The sequence below is a fragment of the Parvibaculum sp. MBR-TMA-1.3b-4.2 genome, assembly GCF_053628815.1.
This window is the reverse complement of record NZ_JBRJHC010000001.1, coordinates 886,193-908,150: the sequence shown is the minus strand read 5'-3', so window position 1 is coordinate 908,150 and position 21,958 is coordinate 886,193. Positions and strand designations below refer to the sequence as shown.

General features: G+C 64.5%; 16 protein-coding genes. 15 read left to right on the top strand and 1 reads right to left on the bottom strand.

What is annotated here, in order from left to right; translation table 11 throughout:
- Window position 1 precedes the first annotated feature (1 nt).
- Complete coding sequence (locus ACSSVQ_RS04465) at window positions 2-2,185, bottom strand: acylase (protein WP_454181005.1); 2,184 nt, start codon at window positions 2,183-2,185, stop codon at window positions 2-4.
- Between the two features lie 188 nt (window positions 2,186-2,373).
- On the opposite strand from ACSSVQ_RS04465, the gene ccmI reads away from it, so the two are divergent.
- From ccmI to ACSSVQ_RS04390, 15 genes are all read left to right on the top strand, one after another.
- Entirely contained in the window at window positions 2,374-3,549 is a 1,176-nt protein-coding gene (ccmI, locus tag ACSSVQ_RS04460; protein WP_454181004.1) for a c-type cytochrome biogenesis protein CcmI, read from the top strand.
- 57 nt (window positions 3,550-3,606) lie between these two features.
- Window positions 3,607-4,296, top strand: a complete 690-nt coding sequence (locus ACSSVQ_RS04455; RefSeq protein WP_454181003.1) for a chitosanase — start codon at window positions 3,607-3,609, stop codon at window positions 4,294-4,296.
- Between the two features lie 104 nt (window positions 4,297-4,400).
- Window positions 4,401-4,886 (top strand): cytochrome c maturation protein CcmE, encoded by a 486-nt coding sequence (gene ccmE / locus ACSSVQ_RS04450; RefSeq protein ID WP_454181002.1) that lies wholly within the window; start codon window positions 4,401-4,403, stop codon window positions 4,884-4,886.
- Window positions 4,883-6,871, top strand: coding sequence for a heme lyase CcmF/NrfE family subunit (locus tag ACSSVQ_RS04445; RefSeq protein ID WP_454181001.1), 1,989 nt, complete (start codon window positions 4,883-4,885; stop codon window positions 6,869-6,871). Before ccmE ends, ACSSVQ_RS04445 begins: the two co-directional genes overlap by 4 nt.
- Window positions 6,872-6,874: 3 nt before the next feature.
- Window positions 6,875-7,360, top strand: coding sequence for a cytochrome c-type biogenesis protein (locus ACSSVQ_RS04440; RefSeq protein WP_454181000.1), 486 nt, complete (start codon window positions 6,875-6,877; stop codon window positions 7,358-7,360).
- A 59-nt stretch (window positions 7,361-7,419) separates the two neighbouring features.
- A complete protein-coding gene (locus ACSSVQ_RS04435; protein ID WP_454180999.1) occupies window positions 7,420-8,655 on the top strand; it encodes a bifunctional alpha/beta hydrolase/OsmC family protein in 1,236 nt (411 codons plus the stop codon).
- Window positions 8,656-8,854: 199 nt separating this feature from the next.
- On the top strand, window positions 8,855-10,378 hold the full coding sequence (locus ACSSVQ_RS04430; RefSeq protein WP_454180998.1) for a DegQ family serine endoprotease: 1,524 nt from the start codon (window positions 8,855-8,857) through the stop codon (window positions 10,376-10,378).
- 56 nt (window positions 10,379-10,434) lie between these two features.
- Window positions 10,435-11,112, top strand: coding sequence for a response regulator transcription factor (locus ACSSVQ_RS04425; protein WP_167094173.1), 678 nt, complete (start codon window positions 10,435-10,437; stop codon window positions 11,110-11,112).
- Complete coding sequence (locus ACSSVQ_RS04420; RefSeq protein WP_454180997.1) at window positions 11,099-12,505, top strand: ATP-binding protein; 1,407 nt, start codon at window positions 11,099-11,101, stop codon at window positions 12,503-12,505. Before ACSSVQ_RS04425 ends, ACSSVQ_RS04420 begins: the two co-directional genes overlap by 14 nt.
- A 27-nt stretch (window positions 12,506-12,532) precedes the next feature.
- Window positions 12,533-15,487 (top strand): bifunctional [glutamine synthetase] adenylyltransferase/[glutamine synthetase]-adenylyl-L-tyrosine phosphorylase, encoded by a 2,955-nt coding sequence (locus ACSSVQ_RS04415; protein WP_454180996.1) that lies wholly within the window; start codon window positions 12,533-12,535, stop codon window positions 15,485-15,487.
- A 244-nt stretch (window positions 15,488-15,731) separates the two neighbouring features.
- Window positions 15,732-17,345, top strand: coding sequence for a phytoene desaturase family protein (locus ACSSVQ_RS04410; protein ID WP_454180995.1), 1,614 nt, complete (start codon window positions 15,732-15,734; stop codon window positions 17,343-17,345).
- Entirely contained in the window at window positions 17,342-18,922 is a 1,581-nt protein-coding gene (locus ACSSVQ_RS04405) for a phytoene desaturase family protein (protein WP_454180994.1), read from the top strand. Before ACSSVQ_RS04410 ends, ACSSVQ_RS04405 begins: the two co-directional genes overlap by 4 nt.
- Window positions 18,919-20,058: a hypothetical protein gene (locus ACSSVQ_RS04400; RefSeq protein WP_454180993.1), complete on the top strand. Its 1,140-nt coding sequence runs from the start codon at window positions 18,919-18,921 to the stop codon at window positions 20,056-20,058. The genes ACSSVQ_RS04405 and ACSSVQ_RS04400 overlap by 4 nt, the downstream gene beginning before the upstream one ends.
- 230 nt (window positions 20,059-20,288) lie before the next feature.
- Window positions 20,289-21,212, top strand: coding sequence for an EF-hand domain-containing protein (locus tag ACSSVQ_RS04395; protein ID WP_454180992.1), 924 nt, complete (start codon window positions 20,289-20,291; stop codon window positions 21,210-21,212).
- A gap of 161 nt (window positions 21,213-21,373) precedes the next feature.
- Window positions 21,374-21,946 carry an RNA polymerase sigma factor gene (locus tag ACSSVQ_RS04390; protein WP_293325571.1) on the top strand — a complete coding sequence of 191 codons (573 nt, stop codon included), beginning with the start codon at window positions 21,374-21,376 and terminating at the stop codon, window positions 21,944-21,946.
- Window positions 21,947-21,958 lie beyond the last annotated feature (12 nt).

Below are 21,958 nucleotides of genomic sequence, written 5' to 3'. Positions count from 1 at the left end.
GTCAATCCGCGGGCGCGGTCTCGCCGTTCCGTTCGCCGGGCCGATAGGCCTCCTGCACATGCCCTTCCAATTCGGCATCCGTGAAAAGTTCGGGCCGCATTTCCTCGTTGGCATAGAGCGGCGTCTGGTCCGCGTAATGCGGCGAAGAAGGACGGGTCATGGCGCTGCCGAACTGGCTGACATTGCGTGAGCTGACCTTGCCGTCCTTGTCCCATTCCACGAACATGAAAAGCGTGTCGCCGCCGATGGCCTTGAGCCGTCCGTCGTCGAGCTTTTTCGCATAGATGGCGCGCAGAAGATCCGGCCCGCCGGCGACCGGCAGGTCGACATCGCCGCGGATGATGCAGTTGACCTCGCCCCATTCCGGATCGAGCCGCCCGAAATGCTCCTTCAGCCGCTTGATGGCGTCATGCAGCGTGTCCATCGGATCGGGAACCGGCTCCTTGACGATGCGCGCATGAACCACCGGCTCGGCCATCAGAATGGCGAGCGCTGCGCCGCGGCTGTCTTTCGTTGCGCGCATGTCCCAGCGACGCAGGATGTCCTGCGCCTCGGCAAGGTCGCTGTCGTCGCCCGGATCGACGGACAGAACCTGCTTCAGGAGCTTCGCCATCTCCGATTTTTCCGAATAGGTGACGTCGAATTTATACGTCCGGAATTCCTCCCGCGTGATCTGCGGGTCGGACCCGAAGGTTTCCTCCATCCGGTAGGCGCGATTGGTCATGTCGGTCTGAATACCCATCCAGTCGGGAAAGGCGGACGGGTCGAGATCAGAGGAAGGCGTCGTCGCGCGGAAAGGCGTGTTGTTGGCGTTGAAGAGCACGCCGCTTTCCGGATTGATGTATTTCGGGATTTTGTCGAAGGGCACATAAGAGTGCCAGATCAGGTCCGACCGGTCGCCCGGCAGCACGCCCTTCCAGTCGAAGCCGGGCTTCCGCTCGGGGAACTGCCCATTATAGATATAGGCGATGTTGCCGTCGCGATCCGCATAGACGTAATTGATGCTGGGCAGCGCCTGCAGCCGCAGCGCATCGAGGAACTGGTCGAGCGTTTTTGCCTTGTCGAGACGGTAATACTGCTCCACCTGCCGGTACTCGCCCATGCCCGCAAAGCGTACGGCGAAATAGCCATTAGGCGTTTTCAGGACCGGGCCATGTTCGGAGCGCAGCACGTCGCGCTCCACCGTCCACCAGAAGGGGCCCCAGAGATCGACCTTGATCTCGGCGGTTTCCTTTTCGAAATCGCGCCACTTGCCGTCGAGAAGATACTGGTTCTCATTGTCCGGGTTGATCGTGAGCCTGTAGATGTCGACGAGATCGGGCTCGTTGACGGTGTTGGCCCAGCCCAGATTTTCATTATGTCCGTGCAGCATGAAGGGCGAGCCGGGGAAGAAGCCGCCCGAGACATGCCAGCCTTCGCCGCTATCGAGTTCCGCCTCGTACCAGGCGACCGGCCCCGCATAGGGCTGGTGCGAGTTGACGAGGAGGCGCGTCACGCCGTCGTCGGACCGTGAGGGCGCGACGGCGACGCCGTTGGACCCGATGGGCAGCGTCGCGGCGCCCGGCAGGAAGGCATCCTTCTCCTGCTTGGAGAGTTCCTTCGACTTGCCGCCGATACGGCCTTCGAAAACGCCGATCAATGTCTTGTCGAGGCCGTAGAAGAAGGGCGTCTTGAACACGAACCCCGCCGCCACATCCTTGCCGGTGAAAGGCAGGAAACCGGGTTCCACTTCGTCGGGATGCTTCACGGCGTAGAAATTCACGCCTTCCGCATAGCCTTCCAGCACCTTGCGCACATCCGCCGGCAATTTGTCGTAATTCGCGTTCACCGCGTCCCACACACCCATCAGCCGAACCAGATAGTCGGTGATAGCCGCCTTCTTGCCCTGATAGGCGGCCAGCGTGCCGCGGGTGGCGATGGCGACATTCTGGATGGTGGAAAAATCGTCTTCCGAATGGGCAAAGCCGAGCCCGAATGCGACATCGGCGTCGCGCGGCCCTGAAATATGGGGAATGCCGTATTCGTCCCGCTTGATCTCGGCGTCATAGCTTGCCGCCTTGGCGAGAATCGGGGCCGGATCGACCGCCGCCGGGGCGTCCATTGCGCCGCGCACGAGAATGACCGCCAGAGTAAGGGCGACGAGGCCTGCAAGGGCCGCAAGGCCCACTTTCAGATAGCGAAGCATGGGATGGTCCGGTTTTGACGTTTCTTTACTATCGCCCTGATGGCCGATCTGGGGGCAGGGTAACCGGGCTGCGGCCCCGCGCAAGGCCTGCGGCGCCTCGCCGCTTTCCGCGACGGCCTCAAGCCTCTATATCTCGGGCCCGGCGGCAGCAGCCAGGTTCAGACACACGCGGCCCGAGGAGACGAGTTTTGGCATTCGATTTTGCAGGCATGGCCGTGTGGCTCATCTTTGCCGTGCTCACCGGCGCGGCCATCTGGGCGGTGCTTCGCCCGCTCATCGCAACGCCAAAGGACAAGCCCGCCTCGGAAGCGGAATTCGAGGTGACGCTTTATCGCGACCAGCTTGCCGAAATCGACCGCGACCTGGCGCGCGGCACCATCGGCGAGGCGGAAGCGGAATCCGCGCGGCTGGAAGTGTCCCGGCGTTTGCTTGCCGCCGACGAGGAAGCCCGCAAGGGCGAACCGGACGAAGCCGCTGGTCCGGGCACACGCAAATGGGTTGCGCTGGGCATCATCGTCCTGGTGCCGCTTTTCTCGCTCGGCATTTATCTCACGCGCGGCTCGCCCGAAATTCCCGATCAGCCGCTGCTCGCGCGCCTCGACAAGCCGGCGCAGGAGCTGCCGCTGCCGGGCCTCATCGCCAAGGTGGAGCGGCATCTGAAGCAACATCCCGACGACGCGCAGGGCTGGGCGGTACTGGCGCCCGCCTATATGCGCATCGGTCAGGCGGATAAAGCCATCGACGCCGTCAGCAGATTGATGGCGATCAAGGGCGAGAGCGCCGACCTTTACGCCGAGCGCGGACAGTTGCGCGTGCTCGGGGCGCGCGGCGAGGTGACCGATGCCGCGCGCGAGGATTTCCGCGCGGCGGTGAAACTCGATCCGGGGCACCCGAAAGCGAATTACTATCTCGGCCTCGCCGACATCGAGGACGGCAAGAAAAAGGCCGCCGAAACGCGGTGGCAGCAGCTTGTCGACAAGGCGCCGAAGGATGCGCCCTGGCTGCCGGGGCTGAAAGCGCGTCTTGCCGAGTTGAAGTCCGGCACCCTGACCGCGCAGCCGCCGAGCGGCACGGCCGGGCCTGGCCCGAACGCCGCCGATGTCGCCGCGGCGGGGCAAATGAGCCCCGAGCAGCGCCAGCAGATGATCGAAGGCATGGTGGCGCGGCTGGCATTGAAGCTGGAGGACAAGCCCGACGATCTGGCGGGCTGGCAGCGCCTCATCCGCGCCTATCGGGTGCTCGGCGACGACGAGAAGGCGGACGACGCGCTCAACAAGGCGAAGGCGCATTTTGCGGATAATCGCGACGCGCTGAAACAGCTCGACGCGGCCGCCCGGACGCAACAGCCCCCCGGCGCGAACTAATCCCCGTCTTTCATGCGCTCCCTATCCTGATCGTCTGAACGGGAAAGGGAGCGGATGATGCTGAACGATCTCCAGAAGCGAACGGCGCAGGCCATCGTCAATGTCTTCGAGACGGGGCATGTGCGCGGCGATTATGCCTGCGTGACCCTGCTCGCGGGCGATAGCGGCGGGCTGACCTATGGACGGTCGCAAACGACGCGCGCAAGCGGCAATCTTCACAAGCTGATCGATGCCTATTGCGCCGCGCCGGATGCGGCCTGCGCCACGCGTCTTGCGCCCTATCTGCCGAAACTCGCGGCCCGCGACAAAGCGCTGGATACGGACGATGTCTTTCGCGCCTGCCTGCGTGAGGCGGGAGCGGACCCCGTAATGCGGAACGTGCAGGATGCGTTTTTCGACAGGCTCTACTGGGCGCCCGCATCACGTGAGGCCGCCCGGCTGGGACTGGAGGACGCGCTGAGCGTCGCCACGGTCTACGACGGCTTCATCCACGGCTCGTGGGCGCGGATGCGCGACCGCACGATCGAGGCGGCGGGGACCCCCGCAAGCTGCGGCGCGCGTGAATGGACGCAGAGCTATCTCCAGACCCGGCGCGCCTGGCTGGCCGGTCACGCCAATCGCCTGCTCCATCGCACCGTCTACCGCATGGATGCGCTGCGGGCGCTGGCCGATGAGGAGAATTGGCGGCTGGACCTGCCTTTCACCCTGCGCGGACAGCGAATAACCCCTGAAAAACTATGGCCTTAACGCGCAAACCGCGACGATTTGCGTTTTGATGAGCGGGGTCCGGGCGCTATATCTTGCCCCGGATTTTTCGGAGACCCGACCTTCCAGCAAGCATGGGACCCCATATGACGCGCAAGCAGCGCCGCGCCGCCTTCATCGTCCTCGGACTGGCCATTCTCGGAGCCGCTGTCGGGCTGGTGCTCTACAATCTGAGCAGCAGCATCGTCTTCTTCTACAGCCCCAGCGACATCGCCGAAAAGGGCATCGGCCCCGGCGAAAGATTGCGGCTGGGCGGGCTCGTGGAGAAGGGCTCCGTCGTCAAGAAGGATTCGACCGACGTCAGCTTCACGGTCACCGATTTCGGCGACAGCATCCGCGTTCATTACAGCGGCATCCTGCCGGACCTCTTCCGCGAGGGGCAGGGCGTGGTGGCTGAGGGCGAGCTGGAGCCCGACGGCAGCTTCAAGGCCGACACAGTGCTTGCCAAGCATGACGAAAAATACATGCCGCCCGAAGTGGCCGCCGCGCTGAAGAAGCGTGGAGACTGGCAGGGCGATGAAGATTTCGGCAAACCGCATACCGAGAAATACGGAGAGGGGAGCTATCCGTGATCGCCGAGACAGGCCATTTCGCACTCGTCCTCGCGCTGGCCGTGGCGCTTGTCCAGATGATCGTGCCCGCTTATGGCGCATGGAAGGGCGATCACGCGATGATGCGCGTCGGGAAGCCCGCCGCGCTGACGCAGCTCATGCTGGTCGGCATTGCCTTTCTCGCGCTCACGCTCGCCTTTGTGGTCTCCGACTTCTCCGTCGCGCTTGTCGCCAATAATTCGGCGGTGGACAAGCCGCTCATCTTCAAGATTTCCGGCGTCTGGGGAAATCATGAAGGGTCCATGGTACTCTGGGTGTTGATCCTTGCGCTTTACGGCGCACTGGTCGCGCTTTTCGGGCGTAACCTGCCCGACCGCCTGCGGGCGAACGTGCTTGCCGTGCAGGGCTCGGTCGGCGTCGCCTTCCTGCTGTTCATTCTCGCCACCTCCGATCCCTTCCTGCGGCTCGACCCGGCGCCTTTCGAGGGGGCGGGGCTCAATCCCATTCTGCAGGACCGCGCGCTCGCCTTTCACCCGCCCTGGCTCTATGCGGGCTATGTCGGGTTTTCGATGACCTTCAGCTTTGCCATCGCCGCGCTGATGGAAGGCCGCGTCGATGCGGCCTGGGCACGCTGGGTCAGGCCCTGGGCGCTGGCGGCCTGGCTGGCGCTGACCATCGGCATCGCGATGGGATCGTGGTGGGCCTATTACACGCTGGGCTGGGGCGGGTTCTGGTTCTGGGACCCGGTGGAAAACGCCTCGCTCATGCCATGGCTGGCGGGAACGGCGCTGCTGCATTCGGCCATCGTCGCCGAAAAGCGCGGCGCGCTCAAAAGCTGGACCATCCTTCTTGCCATCCTCGCCTTCTCGCTCTCGCTGGTCGGTACCTTCCTCGTGCGCTCCGGCGTGCTGACATCGGTTCACGCCTTTGCGGTGAGCCCGGCGCGCGGCGTTTTCGTGCTGGCGATCCTCGGCGTCTTCGTGGGCGGCTCGCTGACGCTATACGCCTGGCGCGCACCGATGCTGAAAACGGGCGGGCTCTTTGCGCCGATCAGCCGCGAAGGCGCGTTGCTGCTCAACAATCTTCTGCTGACGGCGTCGGCCGCGGCGGTATTCATCGGCACGCTCTATCCCTTGCTGCTCGATGCGGTTGGCGGTCCGAAGATCACCGTGGGGCCGCCCTTCTTCAACACGACCTTCGTGCCGCTCTGGGCGCCGCTTCTCTTCATGGTCCCGTTCGGTCCGATGATGAGCTGGAAGCGTGGCGACTTCGTCGCAGCCGGGCAGCGCCTGATCTTCGCCGCGGGTGCCGCCTTTGTCGTCTGCCTCACGCTCTACGGCGTGGTGAGCGACGGGCCGTGGCTTGCGCCCATCGGCATGGCCGCCGCCGTCTGGCTTGTCGTCGGCGCGCTGTCGGAAATCGCCTGGCGCGTAAAACTCTTCACCGCGCCCGCAGCCGAAAGCTGGCGCCGCGCCCGCGGCCTGCCGCGCGCCGCATGGGGCACGATGCTCGCCCATGGCGGTCTCGGCATCGCGGTGGCGGGCATTGTCGGTGTGACGGCCTGGAAGTCGGAACGCATCGTGGCCTTGCCCGAGGGCGGAACGACCTCGATTTCGGGCTATGAGCTGACGCTTGAAAAGGTCGGCACGCGCGGCGGGCCTAACTACGATGCGACGACCGGCGTGGTGCGAGTGGAAAGGGACGGCGAGTTCGTGACCTTCCTGCTGCCCGAACGCCGCCGCTATCCGACCGAGCGACAGGAAAAGACCGAGCCCGCCATCTACACGACGGGGGTCTCCGATCTCTATGTCGTGCTGGGCGAGGGGAACCGCACGGGCGAATGGGCCCTGCGCGCCTATGTGAACCCGCTTGCGCCGTTCATCTGGCTGGGCGGCATGGTGATGGCGCTGGGCGGCCTCGTGTCGCTGACCGACCGGCGGTTGCGCGTCGGCGCGCCGCAGCGGGCCAAAGCAAAAGGGCGCAATGCTACCGCGCCCGCGGAGTGAGCCATGAAAATCCGGGCGCTCCTTCTCGCATTGCTGTTCGCGCTGACGCCGGTTGCGGGGTTCGCCGCCGTCTCGCCGGACGAGCAGCTTTCCGATCCAAAGCTCGAAGCGCGGGCGCGCGAAGTCTCCAAAGAGCTGCGCTGCATGGTCTGCCAGAACGAATCCATCGACGATTCCGATGCGGAGCTTGCCAAGGATCTGCGCATGCTGGTGCGCAAGCGCATTCTCGCCGGCGATACCAACGCGGAAGTGAAGCAATATCTCGTCGCACGCTATGGCGAGTTCGTGCTGATGAAGCCGCCTTTCCAGCCCGCGACATGGTTGCTCTGGTTGGGCCCCGGCGTGATCCTGCTGGGCGGCGGCATCGGCGTCATCCTCTTCCTGCGCCGCTCCTCCCGACGTGACGAGAATGCGATCGGCAATCCGGCGCTCAGCGACGCCGAACGCCGCCGCCTTGACGAAATCGTGAAGGACGAGCCGTCGGAATAGCTCCTGTTTTCCGGGCCGGTGGCGGTTAGAATAACCGTCCCGAACGGAAAGAGGCCTTCATGACGGATAACGCCACGCAGACGCAGAAAGTCACCTTCAAGGGTGCGCTGGGCGAGGAGCTCGCGGCAAGGCTCGACAGCCCGAAGGGGCCTGTCCGAGCCTATGCGCTGTTTGCGCATTGCTTCACCTGCTCCAAGGATGTCTTCGCGGCGAGCCGGGTCTCGAAGGCGCTGGCGGCGCGGGGGATCGCCGTGCTGCGCTTCGACTTCACAGGCCTCGGCGCCTCCGACGGCGATTTCGCCAATACGAATTTCACCTCCAATGTGCAGGACCTGATCGCCGCGGCGGATTTTCTGCGCGAGGAATATGAAGCGCCCGCGCTTCTCATCGGTCACAGCCTAGGCGGCGCGGCGGTGCTGGCGGCGGCGCGTCGCGTACCGGAAGCGCGCGCGGTGGCGACCATATCCGCGCCCTACAGTGCGGAACATGTGAAGGCGCATCTCCGCGATAGTCTGGACAAGATCGAAAGCGCCGGCGAGGCGGAGGTGCTGCTGGCCGGCAGGCCGTTCCGCATCCGCAAGCAGTTCCTCGACGACATAGAAGGCCGGACGCTTGCCGGCGAGATCGCCCATATGAATAAGGCGCTGATCGTTTTCCATGCGCCGCTGGACGAGATCGTCTCCATCGACAATGCGACCGAAATTTTCGCTGCGGCAAAGCACCCCAAGAGTTTCGTCTCGCTGGACGATGCGGACCATCTTCTGAGCCGCCGGAAGGACGCGGTCTATGTCGCCGATGTGCTGAGCGCCTGGGCGTCGCGCTTCATCGACGATAAAGGCCATGAGGGTGCGATGGAGCCGCTGGAGGACGGGGTGGTTCGCGTGGAGGAAACGCGCGCGGGCAAACTCCAGCAGCGTATCGCCATGCGCGACCATGTGCTGACGGCGGACGAACCGGAAGATCTGGGCGGCATGGACAGCGGTCCCACGCCCTATGACCTGCTGCTCGCGGCACTGGGCGCCTGCACCTCCATGACGCTGCGTATGTATGCCGACCGCAAGAAATGGCCGCTGGAGCGCGTCAGGGTCGATCTCACCCATAAGCGCGTCCATGCGGAAGACTGCGCGGACTGCGAAACCGAGACGGGCATGATCGAGGTGCTGACGCGCGACATTACCGTCACCGGCGATCTGGACGAGGCGCAGCGCCAGAAGCTGCTGGAAATCGCCGACAAATGTCCGGTTCACCGGACCATCACGCATGAAATGCATATTCCGACCAAAATTGTCGGTTAGGCCCGTCACGCTGACGCCATTATTGATTGTTACCAGCTTGTAACAACCCTTTCATGATTGAGAAAGGTAGTGGAAAGCATGCTCTCCGGTAGAGAGCAGACGGGTATCCCGCCGGATCTGGCAGGGGTGGAAGATCACGGACCCGGAATGGAAAGACCGGGCGAGGCAACACTCATCGAAGTGACAGGAGTTATCCAGTATGGAATACGCCGAAGAAACAGGCGGACGGAGCACGGCGAAAATGCCGGCACGCAAGACGCGCCTGACGGTCGCCGCATTTGCCGTCGCAGGGCTTATCGGTCTTCAGGCCGCGCCCGCGCTTGCTCAGGAGCCGCTGAACACGCAGGCCGCAGCACCGTCCAAAACAGCTCTTCAGTCTCTGCCTTCCTTTGCCGATCTGGTGGAGAAGGTAAGCCCCGCCGTGGTGTCGATCCGCGTGGATGCCGAAGAGGAAGTGCAGAACAACGGCATGCCCGACCTGCCTTTCCCGCCCGGCAGCCCGTTTGAAAAATTCTTCCGCGACCTGCAGCCCAAGGGTAAGGACGGCAAGCCGCTCACCCGCAAGGCGCGGGCGCTGGGCTCCGGCTTCATCATTTCCGCCGACGGCTATGTCGTGACCAACAACCACGTGGTCGGCGGCGAAGCCAAGGAGAAGCTGAAAAACGCCAAGATCACCGTCATCCGCAAGAATGGCGACGAATTGCCGGCCAAGCTCATCGGCACGGACCCCAAGACCGACCTCGCGCTCATCAAGGTCGAGCCGAAGAAGCCGCTTCCCTTCGTGAAGTTCGGCGATTCCGACGGTCTGCGCGTGGGCGACTGGGTGCTTGCCGTGGGCAACCCCTTCGGCCTTGGCGGCTCGGTGACCGCAGGTATCGTTTCCGCGCGCGGACGCGAGATCGGCGCCGGCCCCTATGACGATTTCATCCAGATCGACGCGCCCATCAACAAGGGCAATTCCGGCGGTCCGACCTTCGACGTGCATGGCAATGTGGTGGGCGTGAACACGGCCATCTTCTCGCCCACGGGCGGCAGTGTCGGCATCGGCTTCGCCATTCCCTCGGCCATGGCCGAAAAGGTGGTGGAAGACCTGAAGGACGACGGCAAGGTGACGCGCGGCTGGCTCGGTGTGGTGATCCAGCCCGTCGATAAGGACATGGCGTCGAGCCTGCAGCTCAAGGAGCCCAAGGGCGCGCTTGTGGCGCAGGTCACGAAGGATGGTCCCGCGCAGAAATACGGCGTCAAGGCAGGCGACGTGATCCTCGCCGTCAACGGCAAGAAGATGGACGACGTGCGCGACGTGACGCGCGAGGTCGCCGACCTCAAGCCGGACCAGAAGACGCCGCTGCGGATCTGGCGGGACGGCCGCGAAAAGACGATCACGGTCAAGATCGGCACCTATCCCGACAATGTCGATCTGTCCTCCGGTGGCGGCAACTCGCCCCAGGGACAGGGCAGCGTGGATACGCTGGGCCTTTCGCTCACCGCTGGCGATGACGGTGTCACCGTGACCGATGTCGACGGCGACAGCGACGCAGCCGAAAAGGGTGTTCGTCCCGGCGATGTCATCGTCAATGTCTCGGGCAAGGATGTGAAGAAGCCCGAAGACGTGGTGTCGGCGGTGAAGGCCGCGCGAGATGGCGGCAAGAGCTCCGTGATGCTCCTGCTGCGCAATGACGACCAGCAGCGCTTCGTGGCGCTCTCGGTCAAGGAAAAGAAGTAAGCCCTGAGGCGGGCCGGTGCATCGCGCACCGGCCCGCGCTCATGTGAGGAAAGTTCATGCGGATACTGGTGATCGAGGACGATCTGGAAGCGGCGGCCTATGTCGTGAAAGGTCTGAAGGAAAGCGGCCATATCGTGGACCATGCCGCCGATGGCGAAGAAGGCCTGACGCTCGCGCTTTCCGGCTCCTTCGACGTGATGATCGTCGATCGAATGTTGCCCAAGCGCGACGGGCTGAGCGTGGTGGAAACATTGCGCGAGGAAGGAAACCGCACCCCGGTGCTCTTTCTGTCCGCGCTGGGCGAGGTGGACGACCGCATCAAGGGCCTGAAGGCCGGCGGCGACGACTATCTCACCAAGCCCTATGCCTTTGCGGAACTACTGGCGCGCATCGAGGTGCTGGTGCGGCGCGCCAATCCCGACCAGGTGCGCACGCGCCTTCAGGTCGGCGATCTGGAAGTCGACCTGCTGGCCCGCAAGGTGACGCGGGAAGGCCAGGATATCGATTTGCAGCCCCGCGAGTTTCGTCTGCTAGAGTATCTGATGAAACATGCGGGACAGGTGGTCACCCGGACGATGCTGCTCGAGAATGTCTGGGAATATCATTTCGACCCGCAAACCAATGTGATCGACGTGCATATTTCGCGGCTGAGAGCCAAGATCGACAAGAATTTCGAACAGCCGCTCCTGCACACGATCCGAGGGGCCGGGTATTCGCTACGTGCTGCAGACTAACCTTCTCAGGACATCGACCTTCCGCCTGGCGGTCATCTATCTGGCGCTGTTCGCGGCCTCCGCGATCACGGTGCTCGCCTATGTCTACTGGAACACGGCGGGCTTTCTGGGCCGCCAGACCGACGAGGCCGTCCAGGCGGAGATTACCGGTCTCGCCGAGCAATATGCGCAAGGCGGGCTACCGCTTCTCGTGCACACCGTCATTCAGCGATCGCGCGACCCCGGCCAGAGCATCTATCTCGTGCTCGATCCGGCAGGCCGCGTGCTGGCCGGGACGCTCGACGGCAAACCCAATGTGCGGCCCGGTCCCGACGGCTGGTTCGATTTTGACTATAGGCGCAAGACCATCGACGGCAGCCTGGAGGTGAAGGCCGCCCGCGCCCGCGCCTTCTATCTGCCGGAGGGCTATTACCTGCTGGTCGGCCGCGACGTGCAGGAGCGGCGCGAGATCGAAGACCTCATCACCAATTCGCTCGTCTGGGCCATCGTGCTCACCGTGGCGCTGGGCCTGCTGGGCGGGCTCTTCATGAGCCGCAACATGCTGGCGCGCGTGGACGACATCAACCAGACCAGCCGTGACATCATGCAGGGCGACCTGTCGCAGCGCCTGCCCATTTCCGGCTCGGGCGACGAGCTGGACCAGCTTGCCCGCAACCTGAACGAGATGCTCGACCAGATCGAGGCGCTGATGACGGGCATGCGTCAGGTGACCGACAATATCGCGCACGATCTGAGAAGCCCGCTCAACCGGTTGCGCAACCGGCTTGAAGTGACGCTGATGCAGGATAGCTCGCCCGCCGACTACCGGATGGCGCTGGAGCGGACGATCTCGGAAGCCGACCAGCTTCTCGGCACCTTCAATGCGCTGCTGATGATCGCGCGCGCCGAAGCCGGTGCGCTGCGCGAGAGCATGACATGGGTCGACCCGGCCAATGTGGTGCAGGATGTCGCCGAGCTTTACGAACCGGTGGCGGAGGAAAGCGACCTGACGCTGCGCATCGAGGCGCAGGAAGGCATGAGCATTCGCGGCAATCGCGAGCTTCTCTCTCAGGCCGTCGCCAACCTGCTCGACAATGCGCTCAAGCATGGCCGTCCCGTTTCCCCGGAGAGCGAGGATGCGGCGATTACCGTCACCGTGGCGCCGGACAAGGAAAAGCCGGGACGCGGCGTGGTGGTGTCCGTCGCCGATCGCGGTGGCGGAATTCCGGAGGCGGAACGCAGCCATGTGCTGGAGCGCTTCGTGCGGCTGGAAGCGAGCCGCAACACGCCCGGCTCCGGCCTTGGCCTCAGCCTCGTCGCCGCCGTGGCGCGCCTGCATGGCGGCCGCGTGACGCTGGAAGACAACGACCCCGGCCTTGTGGTAGCCCTTCATCTGCCGGTATCGGGCCGGTAGGAACGGTATTTCGGCAAGGGGGACGGGATGTGGAAAGATGTCGACGGCGCGTTGATCGAGACCGCCAAGCCGGCATTGATCGCCCATGATCCCGAGCGCGCCAAACATGGCATCGCAGACCTCGAGGCCGCTGCGGAACGTCTGGGCGATGAAGAGGGCAGGGCCCTCGGCGACCTGCTGACGAACGAGACCGCGCAAAAGCTCATCGCGGGCATTTTCGGCGACTCGCCCTTTCTCGGCCGCCTCATGCTGCGCTATCCGTCGCGTGTGCCTGCGCTCTTCAATGAAACGCCCTCCGATAATCTTTCCCGCATCATCGACAGCGTGAAAGAGGCAGCGCTCGGCGACAACCGGGCCGCGTTCATGAAGGCGTTGCGCGAGGCGAAGTCGGAAGCGGCTCTGCTCGTGGCGCTGGCGGACCTGGCCGGTGTCTGGCCGCTCGAAAGCGTGACCGGCGCCTTGACCGACTTTGCCGATTGCTGCGTACAGGCGGGCGTGCATTTCCTGCTGCGCGAAGCGGTCAAGCGCGGGCAGATCCTGCGCGCATCCGACGAGCCGCTGGAAGAGGGCAGCGGTCTCGTCATCCTCGGCATGGGCAAATACGGCTCCGGCGAACTCAACTATTCCTCCGACATCGACCTCGTCGTCTTTTACGAGCCCGATCAGCTGCCGCTGAAGGACGGGCTCGACCATGGCGAGTTCTTTGTGCGGGTGACGCGCGATCTGGTGAAGCTGCTGCAGGAGCGGACAGAGGATGGCTATGTCTTCCGCACCGATCTGCGCCTCCGCCCCGATCCGGGCGGTACGCCGGTCGCCGTCTCGCTGCCGGCGGCGGAATCCTATTACGAGAGCCGGGGGCAGAACTGGGAACGCGCGGCCTTCATCAAGGCGCGCCCCGTGGCGGGCGATATGGAGGCGGGTGCCCGCTTCCTGAAATTCATCGAGCCCTATATCTGGCGCCGCAATCTCGACTTTGCCGCCATCGCCGATATTCATTCCATGAAACGGCAGATCCATGTGGTCGGCGGGCATGAAGCGATTGCGGTGGCGGGACACAACATCAAGCTCGGGCGCGGCGGCATTCGCGAAATCGAATTTTTCGTTCAGACCCAGCAATTGATTGCGGGCGGACGCGAACATGCGTTGCGCGGCAAGAAGACCGTGGAAATGCTGGACGAACTGGCGCGCCAGCAATGGATCGAACCGAATACCGCCGAGGAGCTGAAAACGGCATATCGCTTTCTGCGCACGCTGGAGCATCGCGTGCAGATGGTGGCGGACGAACAAACGCATACGCTGCCGTCGAACGATGAGGGCATCGCGCAGCTTGCCGCCTTTATGGGCTATGAAAGCGCCGGGGATTTCGCGGCCGATGTGACGAAGACATTGGGCACCGTGCAGGGACATTACGCCTTGCTGTTCGAGACGGCGCCGCCGCTCGCCGAGGAAAGCGGCAGCCTCGTTTTCACCGGCACGGACGACGATCCCGACACGCTGGAAACCTTGCAGAGCATGGGCTTTACCCACGCCTCGCAAATGTCGGAGGCGATCCGCGCCTGGCATTCGGGCCGTTTTCCGGCGACGCGCACCGCGCGCTCGCGTGAATTGCTGACGGACCTCATGCCCGCCTTGCTGCGCGCCCTGTCGCGGACGGCAAGCCCGGACACCGCATTTTCGCGCTTCGACAAATTCATGCGCGGCCTGCCCGCGGGCGTACAGCTTTTCTCGATGCTCTATTCCAACCCGCATCTGCTGGATCTGCTCGCCGGTATCTGCGGCACGGCGCCGAAGCTTGCCAATTACCTCAGCCAGAACCCGCGCGTACTGGAAGCGGTAATCGACCCCGATTTCTTCAAGGTGCTGCCGGGACGCGAAGAGTTGCGCGAGAGCCTGAAATCGCAGCTCGTCCATGCCGTCGACTATCAGGACATGCTGGACTTCTCCCGCGTCTGGGCCCGCGAATACCGCTTCCGTCTCGGCGTGCGCGTGCTGACGGGAAGCGCCGATGCCGAAGAGGCGGGGCCTGCCTATGCGGCGCTCGCGGGCGAACTCATCGAGGCGCTGGCCCCCGCGGCGGAGGCGAAGGTTGCCGAACGTCATGGCCATATTCCCGGCGGGCGCTTCTGCGTGCTCGGCATGGGCAAGCTCGGCGGCGAGGAAATGAGCGCCTCATCCGATCTCGACCTCATCGTGCTTTACGACGTGCCGAAGCCGGATGTGGAGTCCGACGGAGCAAAGCCGCTCTATGCCTCGCAATATTATGCGCGCATCTGTCAGCAGCTCATCAGCGCGCTGACCGCGCCGACGGCGGAGGGCAAGCTCTATGAAGTCGACATGCGCTTGCGTCCCTCCGGCAATGCGGGGCCGATCGCAACCCCGCTCGATGCCTTCAGGACCTACCAGACGAAAGAGGCCTGGACATGGGAGCATATGGCGCTGACCCGTGCCCGGCCCATTGCGGGCCCTGCCGATCTGATGGCGGATGTCGAGGCATGCATTCGTGAAATTCTCACCATGCCGCGCGACCGGCTGAAAACCGCCGTCGATGTGGCCGATATGCGCAACCGCATCGCGAAGGAGTTTCCCGACCGGAACCCCTGGGAGATGAAACATGTGCGCGGCGGGCTCATCGACATCGAGTTCATCGCGCAATATCTGCAACTCCTCCATGGCGCGGAGCACCACGAAGTGCTGAACACGCATACGCGCACGTCGCTGGAAGCCGTGGCCGCAGCCCGGCTTCTTCCCACCGCGCAGGTGGACGAGCTGATCGCGGGGCTGGAACTCAACCACAATCTCACCCAGGCCATCCGCGTCTGCGTGGAAGGGGTGTTCAAGCCCGCCGAGGCAAGCAGGGGGCTCAAGACCTTGCTGCTGAGAGCGGGCAATGCGCCCAGCTTCGAGGCGCTGGAAAGCCAGCTCGCCGAGAGCCAGGCCCGCGTCCTGACCGCCTTCGAAGAGATCGTCGGCCCCGCCCGATAAGCCCCCCCGCCTGTCCCGGTTCCATGGCTGGACTCTTGCAGTTTCACCCCTGAGGACCGGCGCCCCCATCGCTTCCCGATAGCTGCCGAAGCGCAAAGGGAGAGGGGAATCCGTGTCTTAGATGGTTAACAGCCCGGGTGTATGAACACCCGGTGTCTCGTCGCCATTCCGGACGTGCCAATATGGTACGTTTCGTTTAGGTAATGGACGCGGCGAGACGCAGCATGAGTGGGGTGGTGACGCGATGGTGCGTCATGATGCGATCGTCATAGGGGCGGGTCTGAACGGTCTCACAGCCGCGGCCCATCTCGCCCGCGCCGGGTTGAAGGTGCTGGTGCTCGATCGCAATGGGCGTGCGGGCGGCACCGCCGCCATGCGCGCGGTCGAGCCCGGCTTTTTCCTTCCCGCCTGGTCGCTGCGCGGCGCCCTCATCGATCCCGCAACCTATGCCGGCCTCGGTCTGGCGGAAGCCGGTCTCAGGGTGCGCGCCGTGGATGCGGGCGTAAGCTGGTTCGGCCCCGGCGAATGGACGGCCTCCTTTTCCGCCGGGACGGCCCAACGCGCCGAGTTCGCCCGCCATGCCCATGAGGATGGCGATGCGTGGCGCCGCTACCGCCGCGACATGCTGCGGCTCGCAGACGTCGTGACGCCTGCGCTGACGACGGCCTTCCCGCAGCCCGGCGAGGCAGGGCTTTCAGCCTTCGGCCGCCGTCTGGGCTTTGCAAGCGAGCTTGCCGCCTGGCCGCGCACCGACATGGCCGCCAAGCTCGACATCTGGACGGAAAGCATCTCCACCATTCTGGACCGCTATTTCACCTCGCCGCTGGTGAAGGCGCATCTTGCGGGCGCGGCGCTGGCCGGGGCGACGGTGGGGCCGTCCTCGCCGATGAGCGCCTGGCGCCTGCTGGTGCCGTTCCTTCAGGGCGGCGCGGATGCGACGGAGGGAAGCCCGTGTCTACTGCTGCCGGTGGGCGGTACCGATGCGTTGGTGACCTGTCTCGCGGGTATCGTCGAAGCGGCGGGCGGCGAACTCCGCATGGAAGCGGAAGTGACGGATGTGAAGCTGCGCGACCGGCAGGTGCGCGGCGTGGTGCTTGCCGATGGCGAGGAAATCGCCGCGCCCGTCATCATTTCCGATCTCGATTTCAAGCGCACGATCCTGGGGCTCTTCCAGTGGAAGGATATCCCCGGCGATCTCGTGGAGGCGGCGGGCCGCTTCCGCATGAAGGGAACGACCGCGAAACTCAATCTCGCGCTGGACCGGCAGCCCCGTATCGAGGGCGTGCCGCGCGATTGCCCGGCGCTGGCGGGCGGCCTGCGTCTGATGGGCAGCTTGGCCGAGCAGGACAAGGCGCATGCGTGCTGGCATATGAATGTGGTGCCCCAAAACCCTGAGCTTTCCGTCTTCCTGCCCAGCCTTGTCGACCCCGCGCTGGCCCCGCCCGGAAAACACGTGATGTCGGTGCTGGTGAACTGGGTGCCCGAAACGCCGCATGACGGTCCCTGGACGGATGAAAAGAAGAGCCGCCTGACGGATGCCGTGCTGGAAAAGCTGGAGACGGCGATGCCCGGCCTGCGCGAGACCGTTCGCACGCAGGAGATGTGGTTGCCGCATGAGGTCGAAAACGAAACCGGCATTACCTCCGGCGATCTCGATCAGGGTGAAATGACGCTCGACCAGATGTTCTTCAACCGGCCGACGCCTTTCGGTGCGCCGGGCGGCGGCTATGCGACCCCGTTGAAGAATTTCTATCTCTGTTCGCAGAGCACGCATCCGGGGTCGCTGCTGCCCGCCCGCGCGGGCGCCAACACCGCCGCGGCCATCCTCGCCTCCATGAAGCGGAGGCAAGGCGCATGACCGGCGACCGGCAGGCATATGATGCAATCGTCATCGGCGGCGGCCATAACGGCCTCGTCGCCGCCGCCTATCTCGGGCGGGCGGGCAAGCGCGTTCTCGTGCTGGAAGCCGGCGGCATTGTCGGTGGCGGTGCATTGGCCGCCGAGCTTCAGCATAAATACACATTGCCCGCCGTCTCCCATCTGATGGACGGCCTTTCCGCCAGCGTCGTGAAAGACCTCAAGCTCGCCCGGCATGGCTTTGCCTATGCGGCATCGGGTCTGCCCACCGTCGCGCTCGATCCCGACGGCCGCCATCTGGTGCTGACGGGCAATGCGAAAGACGACGAGGCTTTCCTTTCCGCTCGCGGACAGGACGGCGCGAAATGGACCGCATTTGCGCGCAAGCTCGAAAACAGCGCGGCCTGGCTTTCGCCCTTGCTCAACCGTCCGCCGCTGGTTGCCGCCTCTTCCTCCGCGCGCGGCAAGCTGATGGCGCGCGCCGTCCTCGCCGAAGCCTCTGGCGAGCGGGCGCGGGAGGCGTTTCTGTCTCTGGCGGCCAAGAGCGTTTCCGACTGGGTGCATGAAGAACTCGAGGCACCGCTTCTGGGCGGTCTCGTCGCTTTCGATGCGACGCTCGGCTCCACCGATGCGCCTTACGATGCGGGGACGGCGTTCCGTCTCATCTACCGCCATGCGTTGAAGGCAAAAAGCGGCGTTGCCATTCCGCGGGGCGGCATGGGCGCACTTGCCGAAACGCTTGTGGCGCTGATCGAAGGCCAGCGCGGCGAGGTCTGGGCCGAAGCGCGCGCCAGCCGCATCCTCATGGACGGGACGACGGCCTGCGGCGTCGTTCTCGACAATGGCATCGAGGTGTCGGCGCCGCTGATCCTTTCCGGTGCCGCGCCGCGCGAAACATTGCTGCGTCTCGTCGGCGCGCGCTATCTGGAAGCCGATCTGGCGGACCGTCTGTCGCTTGGCAAGGCAGGCGGCGCGACCGCCAAGATCAATCTGGCTCTGGACGGCATGCCGGGCTTCCGCGGTCTGACGCCGGAACAGGTGGGCGGCCGCATCGTCATCGCGCCCTCGCTGGATGAGGTCGAGGAATCCGCGCTGAGCGCCCGGGCAGGCGCGCTGCCGCTCGATCCGGTCATGGAAATCGTGATGCCGACCTGCCATGACGACAGCCTGGCGCCGAGCGGCCATCACATCATGTCGATCCTCGTTCACCAGGTGCCTTACGAGATCGAAGGCGGTTGGGAAGCGCGGCGCGAAGAATTCGTGCAGCGCGCGATCCGGGCCGTCTGCCGCTATGCGCCGGACGCGACCGATTACATTCTGGCGGGTGAAGTGCTGACGCCGCCCGATCTCGAAACGAAATACGGCATCAGGGGCGGCGACTGGCATCAGGGCGGGCTCAACCCGTTCGACCTGCTGGGGCTGAGGCCCGAGCCGGAGCTGGCCGGATATGCAATGCCGGTGAACGGCCTTTATCTTTGCGGCGCGGGCTGCCACCCGGGAGGCGGCGTGACCGGCCTGCCGGGCAAGTTTGCCGCCGAAACCGTTCTCGAAGCCGAAGCCAGGGGAGGGCGCACATGAGCGGCGGTCTTCCCTTCAGGCGGCATCTGCGCATGACCCCGCTTCACGCCGAAGTGGCGATGGAAAGCCGGACCAATGACTGGATCGAGCGGAACGGCTTCACCATGGCCGGTCATCTCGATACGCCGGAAACGGAAGTCTTCGCCCGCTACCACCGCGCGACGCTGGCCGATATTTCATCGCGCCGCCGCTATCGCATCGCGGGCCGTGAAGCCATGGACTGCCTGAACCGGATGGTGACATCGGATATTTCGAAGCTCGAGGAAGGGCATTTCAGCCCGGTCTTCTTCTGCGAGGAAAACGGATTGCTGGTGGGCGAAGGGAGCCTTGCGCGTATCGGCGACACCGAGTTCCGTCTGTTTACGGAAGAAGAAGTCTTGTCATGGCTTCGCCGGAACTCGACGGGCTTTCAGGTCCATGCCGAGGATGTGAGCGCGGAAGGCGCCGGTCTCGAACTGGCGGGTCCGCTGGCCGAGGCGGTGTTGGACGAGGCAGGCTTCGAGCCCTTGCGTCTGCTCCTCGCAGGCCATGCCCAGACACGCGAGCTGATGGGCATGCCGGTACTGGTCCTGCGCCATGTCGGCGATGTCTTCGAGTTCTGGCCGGAAGAGGACGACGCGGTGCCGCTTTGGCGCCATCTCATGCAGGCGGGCCGCGAGGCCGGTCTTCAGGCCATTGGCGAGAAGACGCGCGACCTTGTGCGCATCGACCGGGGAGCCCCGCGCATGGGAACGGACTATCTCGGCGCGCTTTCCGCCGTGTCGCACGATCATGTGCGCACGCCCTTTGAAATGCCGGGCGAGATAAACGTCGATTTCGATAAGCCCGTCTTCAATGGCCGCGCCGCGTTGAGGCGAATGGCTGTGAAATCCGCCGGCCACCGGATCGTTGCGCTGACGGTGGACGATGCGCGGGATCTGACATTTGCCGTCGTCTGCAAGGGCGAGCGGCAGGTCGGCGTCTGCACCAGCTTCGCCTTCATGCCCGAGACCGGCCAGTATCTCGCCCTTGCCACGGTGGAGGCGGCGGCCTGTAGCGCAGGCGACCTCACCGTCGAGGCGGAAATCCGGCGCGAACTGGCCGTATGGCGCGAAAAACTGCCCGTCCGGATCCGCCCGCGCCCGGAAAATCGCTGATCCAGGAAAATTCTTCGCTTTTGGCGACGGAACGCCGTGTCTCCTCCGTTTATTGATGCAGGAACGGCGAGAAGGCGCTTTGGCCCTCCCCCCTGGCCCTCGCGAGCCTTGCCGTTCCTTTCCCCCGGTTGACCGGTGGCCGAATGCCCATCATTCGACCGCCGGTCTCCGGGGCGACCCGAACAAATGTTAGCTCACCGGGGTACGGCGAACTGACGAAAGGCGATTTAATGAAGAAGCTCACTTTCACCGCGATTGGCGCGCTCACGGTAGCGCTGGCGGTTCCGGCCCTGGCGGCAACGACCGGCATGGGTAAAGGCCCGCAGGGCTACCATCATGGCGGCATGTTCCAGAAGGCCGATGCGAATGGCGACGGCGCCGTTACGCTCGACGAAGCGAAGGCGCAGAGCGCCGATATGTTTGCGAAGCTCGACCTCGACGGGAACGGTTCCCTCACGCGTGAGGAAATGACCGAAGCCCGCCAGAAGATGCGCGTCGAACGGCGCAAGGAAATGGCCGGCAAGCGCTTCGAGCGGATGGACCTGAACGACGACGGGTCGGTCACGCGCGAGGAAATGGAAGAAGCAGCCGAGAAGCGCATGAAGCGTTCCGGCGACCGTGATTACGACAAGTCCCGCCGCGGTGACGGCTATGGCCATCACGGCAAATACGGCAAGCGCGGCGATTGGCAGCGCTTCGGCCGGGCCGATACGGACAAGGACGGCAAGGTCTCGCTGGCTGAATTCAATGCAGGCGGTGAAAAGATGTTCAAGCGGTTCGACCGTGACGGCGACGGCAAGATCGAACTGAAGAAAGACAGCCCCTTCATGAGCCGCCTCGCCGCCGCCGATACGAACAAGGATGGCGTCATCACGAAGGATGAAGCCGGCGCTTTCGCGGCCGAACGCTTCAAGGCGATGGATAGCGACGGCGACGGTTCTCTCTCCAAGGCGGAGCGCAAGGCCGCGTGGAGCGAGCGCCGCGAAGAACGCCGCGGGGCGCACTTCAAGATGCTCGATGCCGACGGCAATGGCAGCGTGACGCTGGCCGAGTTCCAGGCCCGGACCGAAAAGATGTTCGGTTATATGGACCGGAATGACGACGGCAAGGTCGAGCGCGGCGAAGGCCGCCGTGGTTTCGGCAAGCGTGGCTGACATGCCGCGGTGTGGCGATCATGCCTGAAACGGCAAATCGGGGTAAGCTTGCAGAGCGGCACCCGATACGAAAGCCGCAAGGTGCGGGCGCAAGCCCGCACCTTTTCGTCATATCTGCGCAAGGCGGTCATGCCGGGCGCATTGAAGGGGGACGACCGCGTTTGGACGGAATTCCGGACGACGAACTGGTAGCCGCCGTCGCCAAGGGCGACGAAAGCGCGTGCCGCGAACTGATGAAGCGCCATCTCGGTCGGGTGGTGGCGCTCGCCCGGCGCATGCTCGGCAATCAGGCCGACGCGGAAGAAATAGCGCAGGAAGTTTTCCTGCGGGTCTGGAAGCACGCCGAAAAATGGGAGCCGGGCCGGGCGCAGTTTTCCACCTGGCTGCACCGGGTCGGCACCAATCTCTGCCTCGACCGGCTGCGCAAGCAGGGCATGGACGATCTGGATGCGATCCCCGAGCCTGCGAGTGAAGACCCGACGCCCTATGAAGCGATGGCGCAGAAGGATGTCGCGCGGCGCGTCGACGCGGCGTTGCAGCAATTGCCGCCGCGCCAGCGCCTCGCAATCACATTGTCGCATTATCAGGGCCTCACCAATATCGAGGCCGCCGAGGTGATGGAGGTGACCGTCGAGGCCGTGGAATCGCTACTCGGCCGGGCACGACGGGCGCTCAAGGCGGCGCTGGCGACGGAAAAGGACGAGTTGCTCCGTAGAATGAATACAGGCGCCTGAGATACAGGCCGC

Excerpts from the sequence above, each read along its gene's own strand:
- ACSSVQ_RS04465 (WP_454181005.1), bottom strand. The coding sequence starts at position 2,185 with ATGCTTCGCTATCTGAAAGTGGGCCTTGCGGCCCTTGCAGGCCTCGTC.
- ACSSVQ_RS04455 (WP_454181003.1), top strand. The coding sequence starts at position 3,607 with ATGCTGAACGATCTCCAGAAGCGAACGGCGCAGGCCATCGTCAATGTC.
- ccmE (WP_454181002.1), top strand. The coding sequence starts at position 4,401 with ATGACGCGCAAGCAGCGCCGCGCCGCCTTCATCGTCCTCGGACTGGCC.
- ACSSVQ_RS04440 (WP_454181000.1), top strand. The coding sequence starts at position 6,875 with ATGAAAATCCGGGCGCTCCTTCTCGCATTGCTGTTCGCGCTGACGCCG.
- ACSSVQ_RS04435 (WP_454180999.1), top strand. The coding sequence starts at position 7,420 with ATGACGGATAACGCCACGCAGACGCAGAAAGTCACCTTCAAGGGTGCG.
- ACSSVQ_RS04430 (WP_454180998.1), top strand. The coding sequence starts at position 8,855 with ATGGAATACGCCGAAGAAACAGGCGGACGGAGCACGGCGAAAATGCCG.
- ACSSVQ_RS04425 (WP_167094173.1), top strand. The coding sequence starts at position 10,435 with ATGCGGATACTGGTGATCGAGGACGATCTGGAAGCGGCGGCCTATGTC.
- ACSSVQ_RS04415 (WP_454180996.1), top strand. The coding sequence starts at position 12,533 with ATGTGGAAAGATGTCGACGGCGCGTTGATCGAGACCGCCAAGCCGGCA.
- ACSSVQ_RS04410 (WP_454180995.1), top strand. The coding sequence starts at position 15,732 with ATGGTGCGTCATGATGCGATCGTCATAGGGGCGGGTCTGAACGGTCTC.
- ACSSVQ_RS04405 (WP_454180994.1), top strand. The coding sequence starts at position 17,342 with ATGACCGGCGACCGGCAGGCATATGATGCAATCGTCATCGGCGGCGGC.
- ACSSVQ_RS04400 (WP_454180993.1), top strand. The coding sequence starts at position 18,919 with ATGAGCGGCGGTCTTCCCTTCAGGCGGCATCTGCGCATGACCCCGCTT.
- ACSSVQ_RS04395 (WP_454180992.1), top strand. The coding sequence starts at position 20,289 with ATGAAGAAGCTCACTTTCACCGCGATTGGCGCGCTCACGGTAGCGCTG.